Annotated in this window: 6 protein-coding genes; 2 read left to right on the top strand and 4 right to left on the bottom strand. The window is 74.3% G+C overall.

Annotated features, from left to right (window positions below):
* Together ACWCXC_RS37310 and ACWCXC_RS37305 are read left to right on the top strand one after the other, a co-directional pair.
* On the top strand, positions 1-828 hold an 828-nt coding region (locus ACWCXC_RS37310), incomplete at its 5' end, for a polymorphic toxin-type HINT domain-containing protein (RefSeq protein WP_450891803.1).
* A 48-nt stretch (positions 829-876) separates the two neighbouring features.
* Positions 877-1,401 (top strand): hypothetical protein, encoded by a 525-nt coding sequence (locus ACWCXC_RS37305; protein WP_450686067.1) that lies wholly within the window; start codon positions 877-879, stop codon positions 1,399-1,401.
* Positions 1,402-1,518: 117 nt separating this feature from the next.
* On the opposite strand, the gene ACWCXC_RS37300 is transcribed toward ACWCXC_RS37305, so the two are convergent.
* The 4 genes from ACWCXC_RS37300 to ACWCXC_RS37285 all read right to left on the bottom strand — a co-directional run.
* On the bottom strand, positions 1,519-2,295 hold the full coding sequence (locus tag ACWCXC_RS37300; RefSeq protein WP_450891802.1) for a hypothetical protein: 777 nt from the start codon (positions 2,293-2,295) through the stop codon (positions 1,519-1,521).
* 127 nt (positions 2,296-2,422) lie between these two features.
* Complete coding sequence (locus ACWCXC_RS37295; RefSeq protein WP_450891801.1) at positions 2,423-3,628, bottom strand: hypothetical protein; 1,206 nt, start codon at positions 3,626-3,628, stop codon at positions 2,423-2,425.
* Positions 3,629-3,690: 62 nt separating this feature from the next.
* On the bottom strand, positions 3,691-4,119 hold the full coding sequence (locus ACWCXC_RS37290; RefSeq protein ID WP_450686064.1) for a CPCC family cysteine-rich protein: 429 nt from the start codon (positions 4,117-4,119) through the stop codon (positions 3,691-3,693).
* Positions 4,106-4,891: polymorphic toxin-type HINT domain-containing protein (locus ACWCXC_RS37285; RefSeq protein ID WP_450686063.1), on the bottom strand; the 786-nt coding region annotated here is incomplete at its 5' end. The genes ACWCXC_RS37290 and ACWCXC_RS37285, both read right to left, overlap by 14 nt.

The following is a 4,891-nucleotide window of genomic DNA, read 5'->3' as shown; positions in this document are numbered from 1 at the left end:
AAGCCGACCACCTGCGCGGTCAAGCACAGCTTCCTCGCCGGCACCCGGGTCCTGCTGGCCGACGGCCGTACCCGTGCCATCGAGGCGGTCCGCCCCGGCGACCGGGTGCTCGCGACCGATCCGGTGAGCGGCAGGACGGTGGCGCGCCGCGTCGAGCGGTCCATCACCACGTACGACGACAAGCACTTCACCCGGCTCACCGTGCTCGCCGGCGGTGTCCCGGCCCGGCTCACCGCCACGGACACCCACCCCTTCTGGGTCCCGGGCGACGGCGGCTGGACGGACGCGGGCGACCTGGTCCGCGGGGACGCCCTGCGCACCGAGACGGGCGGCACGCTGACGGTCACCGGCATCACCCGGTACACCCAGCGGCAGACCACGTACGACCTCACCGTCGACGGCATCCACACCTACTACGTGGGCATCGGCTCGGCGCACGCGCTCGTCCACAACAACGACTGCGACATGTCGCCGGACGAGGTCAAGGCGGCGAAGGAGCCGACGGTCGGCGAGGGCGACCCGAAGAAGTTCAAGGACCACTTCCAGCGGCACAAGAAGCTGGTCGAGGACGCGCTCGGCACGAAGTACAAGAAGCTCAAGGAGGACGGTCCCCGGTTCCGGCAGGACATCGCGGACGCGATCAAGCGGGGCGACTTCCAGCTGGTCGGCAAGGGCACGTTGAAGAAGGGCGAGCCCGAGGGCCTGATCTATCGTGGCAAGGGCGTGACCATCGTCCTCAAGGAGAACGGTGACTTCTGGACCGCCCTCAAGAGCGGCGAGGGCATGGACACCGGCATCCAGATCACCAAGAAGGTGCCCACGCCGTAGTCCCGCCCCCGGGCGGGCACGGTGTGCGGCGGAAGCGGGAGAGCGGACATGAGCGGCTGGCGTACGGCCGAGGAGGCACTGCGCGACCACCCCGTCCGCGATGTCCTCGTCCCCGGGTTCCTGGACCGGGACGAGGAGGTTCCCGAGGTCCGGCCGCAGCCGCTCGTCGTCTGGCTGCGGCTGGACGAGGGGCTGCTGCGGTTCGCGTCGGTGGGCCAGTTCGACCGGCTGGAGGCCGTCACGGCGGACGGCATCGACTGGAGCGACGTCGAACTGCTCGCGGACGCGGAGGACGAGGTCGTCGTCACCCGGTGCGGGGAGCAGCTCTTCGGCGACGGCCGCGACGAACTGCGCTGCACCGGACTGCGGGTCTACCGCGCGCCGGGCGCCGCCCCCGGGGTCCGCACCTGTCTGGCCCTGGACTTCGAGGGCGGGCACACCCTGTTCCTCGATCCGACGTGGACGTTCGGCATCCGGGTCGGCAACGCGGCGGACGAGCGGCGCTGGCGCGAGCTGTACGACGAGGCGGGGACGGCGCTGGCGGCCGAGGGGGCGCCGGCGGCGGACGGCTGACCCGCCGCTCCGGTACGCGCGGACGGCTGCGGCCCGGCACCCCCGGATTCCGGGGTGCCGGGCCGCAGCCGCGTGGGGTCCACGGGGGCCGCCGGACCGGGCGGCCGGGGTGCGGGCTCAGGGCAGCTTGGCGGCCTGGGCGGCGACCAGGCCGGCCGGGAGCTCGGGGGTCTTCCCGCCGATGAAGTCGGCGACGTAGAACGTGACGACGGTCGACCCGGTCCGCACCAGCTGGAAGACGAGCGGCACCTTGTCGCCCTCGATGCTGCCGGTCACCTGGTAGGCGATGCTCTCCTGGCCCGCCGGGGCGAGCGGGAGCTGCTTCACCTCGCTGTACGTGGACGGGCCGTCCTCGCCCGACGTGCGGAAGCCGCCCGCACAGGCCCGGACCGCGTCGCGGACGTCGCGCATGAGCCGCATCGCCCCGTCCTTGGGGTGCGAGGTGAGGATCTCGGTGACGACGGTCTGGTCGTCCTTGCCCTCCTCCGACTTGTCCATGATGGTCCGGAAGACGGTGGCCGCAGGGGCGGGTTCGGGCGCGCCGTTGATCACGGAGACCAGGGGCCGGCACTCCGCCTTCTCGGAGCGCTCGGTGCCGGTCTCGTCGCCGCCCTGCATGGGCGTCACCTCGTACGTGCCGACCTCGCCGGTGGTCAGCGCCGCCGCCGCGAGGCCGGCCTTGTCGAGGACCTTGCCGCTGCTGGTGGGCGTGGAGGTGGGCGACGGAGCGGTGGCGGGCGAGGAGGCGGCGGAGGACGGGGCGCTCGGCCGCGCGCTCGTCGGGGCCGCCTTGTCGCCGTCCGTCGCGGACGGCTTGTCGTCGGGACCGCAGGCGACGGCCGCGAGGCAGAGCACTGCCGTGGTCGCCGCCATGGCTGCCGTACGTGCCTTCATCACTGACCGCTCCTGACCGGCGCCGGTTCCCCGCCGCCGCTGTTCCCCACCCACGGACACCGCACGGTAACAACCCGGAGGCGCCGGGCGCTTGGGCCCACGGGCCCAACCCTTGCCCCGGATCCGCTCAGGGCGGTCCGGAGCCCAGGAGCGTCCACGCGCCGTACGCCGCCGACGCGGCGGCGGTCACCGCGAGGGCGGCCCCGGTGCGGGCGGTGGAGCGCAGCCGCAGCAGCGCGAGGGCGGGCGGCAGGAACAGCGGGAAGGCGGGCATCATCAGCCGGGGCCGGGAGCCGAAGTACCCGGAGCCGATCAGCGAGACGACGACGACCGCCACGGTGTACACGAGCACGGGCAGCGGCTGGCGCTGCCGCACGCACAGGCTCACCAGCCACCCCAGCGCGGCCAGCGCCGCGCACAGCCCGAGCGTGGCGGGCCACGGCAGTCCGAGGACGAACGCGGCCAGCGCGGCCCCGCCGTCGATGCTGTTGCCCCACTGCGCCTGGACGTCGAAGTACGCGAACGGGTCCCCCTCGCGCACCGCGACGAACACCACGTACCCCAGCCAGCCCAGCGGGGCGAGGGCCGCCCCGGCGAGCATCCGCCCGTTGCGCCGCAGCAGCCCGTCCGGCCCGCCGGTCCGGTGGTCGCGGACGAGGGTGACGGCGGCGGTGACCGCGAGGGCGGCGATCAGCGCGGCGGCCGTGGGACGGGTCAGGCCGGCGAGCACGCACAGGGCCCCGGCCGTGAGCCACCGCCGGGTCAGCGCGGCGTACAGCGACCAGGCGGCGAGCGCGGTGAACAGCGTCTCCGTGTACGCCATCGACTGCACGAAGGCCGTCGGGCCCGCCCCCCACAGCGCCGCCAGCACCACCCCGGCGCGCCGCCCGGCCAGCCGCGCGCCCACGGCGTAGACGCCCCAGGCGGCGGCGAGCGCGGCGGTCCACGCGACGAGGAGTCCGGCGCCCGCGAGGCCGAGCGGGGTCACGGCCGCGATCCCGCGCTCCAGGGCCGGGAGCAGCGGGAAGAAGGCCAGGTCGGAGTGGACGGCCCCGTCAGGGAGGACGACGGTGTACCCGTATCCGTGCGCGGCGACCCGCTGGTACCAGACGGAGTCCCAGCGCTCCGCGAGCACGTGCACCGGGTCCTTGCCGGACGCCCCGGCCGCCGCCCACAGGACGATCAGCCCGAGGGCCCGCACGGCGGCGTACGCGGCGAGCGCGGGTGCGGCGGCGGCGAACGCGGCGGCGCACCGTCCCCGGGCCGGTCTCGCCCCGTCCCGCGTCGGGCGGGACGGGGCGGGGGCGGTCCGGGTGGACGGGTCGGCGGGCATACGGCCGATTATGTCTGCCGCCGGACGGGGCCCGGCGGGCGGATGCGGCCGGGCGGGCCGGGTCAGCCCGACGGGGCGTCCCCGTCGGGGCGCCGCCAGAAGCGGGGCGTCCACCAGTACAGGACCGTGCGGTCGGCGGGCCAGGGCCGGTCCTGCACCAAGGGCTCCTCGAAGGAGTCGGAGGCGTCGACCGGCCGCCAGCCCGGGGGCCGGTCCTCCCCGGGGCGGGGCTGCCGCGCGTCGGCGGCGAACCGTTCCTCGCTCACTCCGGCACGGGCGTAGGCGCGCTGGGCCTCGACGAGCGAGACGCGGTTGGCGCCCCCCTTCATCGCCGGCCAGCGCAGCTGGCTCGCGTCGTCCTCCCACCGGCAGACCGGGCAGATCATCGAGGAGCCGGGCGGGTCCTCGAACACCCTGTGGCCGCACGCCGCGCAGGGGTACCGCACGGCCCCGCCCGCTCCCCCGGTCCCGTCCGTGTCAGATCCGTACATGGCCACGTCGCATCCTCGGCCTCCTGCGCCGCATGGTGCCCGGCATCCCCTTGAAGGCCGCCAGACCGCCGTCGAGTTTGTAGAAGGTGATGATGCCCTTCTTGCTCTTCATCCCGTACTCACCGGTCTCCGGGTCGAAGTACCGGACGGTGCCGTCCTCGGACGCCTCCTTCACCAGGACGCCCGGCCGGCCGCCGTCGCAGTCGCACATCAGGTCCTTGGCGGCTTCCTCGTACTCGCGCTGCGACTCGTAGCCCATCTCGTCGCCGTGCTTCTTGTAGTGCTCGTCCAGGTTGCCGTTGCTGGTCCACTCGTCGCAGTTGTGGACGAGCGCGTTCTGCCGGGCGATGCCCACGTAGTAGGTGTGGATGCCGCTGACCGTGAGGTCGTGCGTGGTCTGCTGCCGGTGGTAGCGGGTGACGGACTCGACGAGGAGCGAGGCGCCGGAGGGCGTACGCAGCCGGTCGCCGGGCCGGAGGTCTCCCGCGTCGACCCAGCGGTTCGGCCCGTTCACCCAGAAGGGGTGGGTGTCCGTGGCGGTGAGGCGGGCGGGGATGCCGTCGGCGCGCACGGTCAGGCGGGTGAAGTCCCGGTCGCTGTCGGTGCGGATGGTGTCGACGACCGGCCGGACGGTGGTCGTGCCGCTGTCCGGGTCGGTGACCACGACCAGGGTGCCGACGCGCACCGCCTCGATGGGCAGGCGCCGTCCGTCGGCGAGCAGGACGGGGGTGCCGGCGAGGAAGCTGTGCTTGGTGCAGGAGGGGTTCTTCGG

It is taken from the genome of Streptomyces sp. NPDC001515 (genome assembly GCF_053597115.1).
Note: the sequence above shows the minus strand (reverse complement) of the source record. Positions and strands in the feature narration are given on the sequence as shown.

Bases quoted from the DNA above. Each gene is read 5' to 3' on its own strand.
- ACWCXC_RS37295 (WP_450891801.1), bottom strand. From the start codon at position 3,628: ATGCCCGCCGACCCGTCCACCCGGACCGCCCCCGCCCCGTCCCGCCCG.
- ACWCXC_RS37300 (WP_450891802.1), bottom strand. From the start codon at position 2,295: ATGAAGGCACGTACGGCAGCCATGGCGGCGACCACGGCAGTGCTCTGC.
- ACWCXC_RS37305 (WP_450686067.1), top strand. From the start codon at position 877: ATGAGCGGCTGGCGTACGGCCGAGGAGGCACTGCGCGACCACCCCGTC.
- ACWCXC_RS37290 (WP_450686064.1), bottom strand. From the start codon at position 4,119: ATGTACGGATCTGACACGGACGGGACCGGGGGAGCGGGCGGGGCCGTG.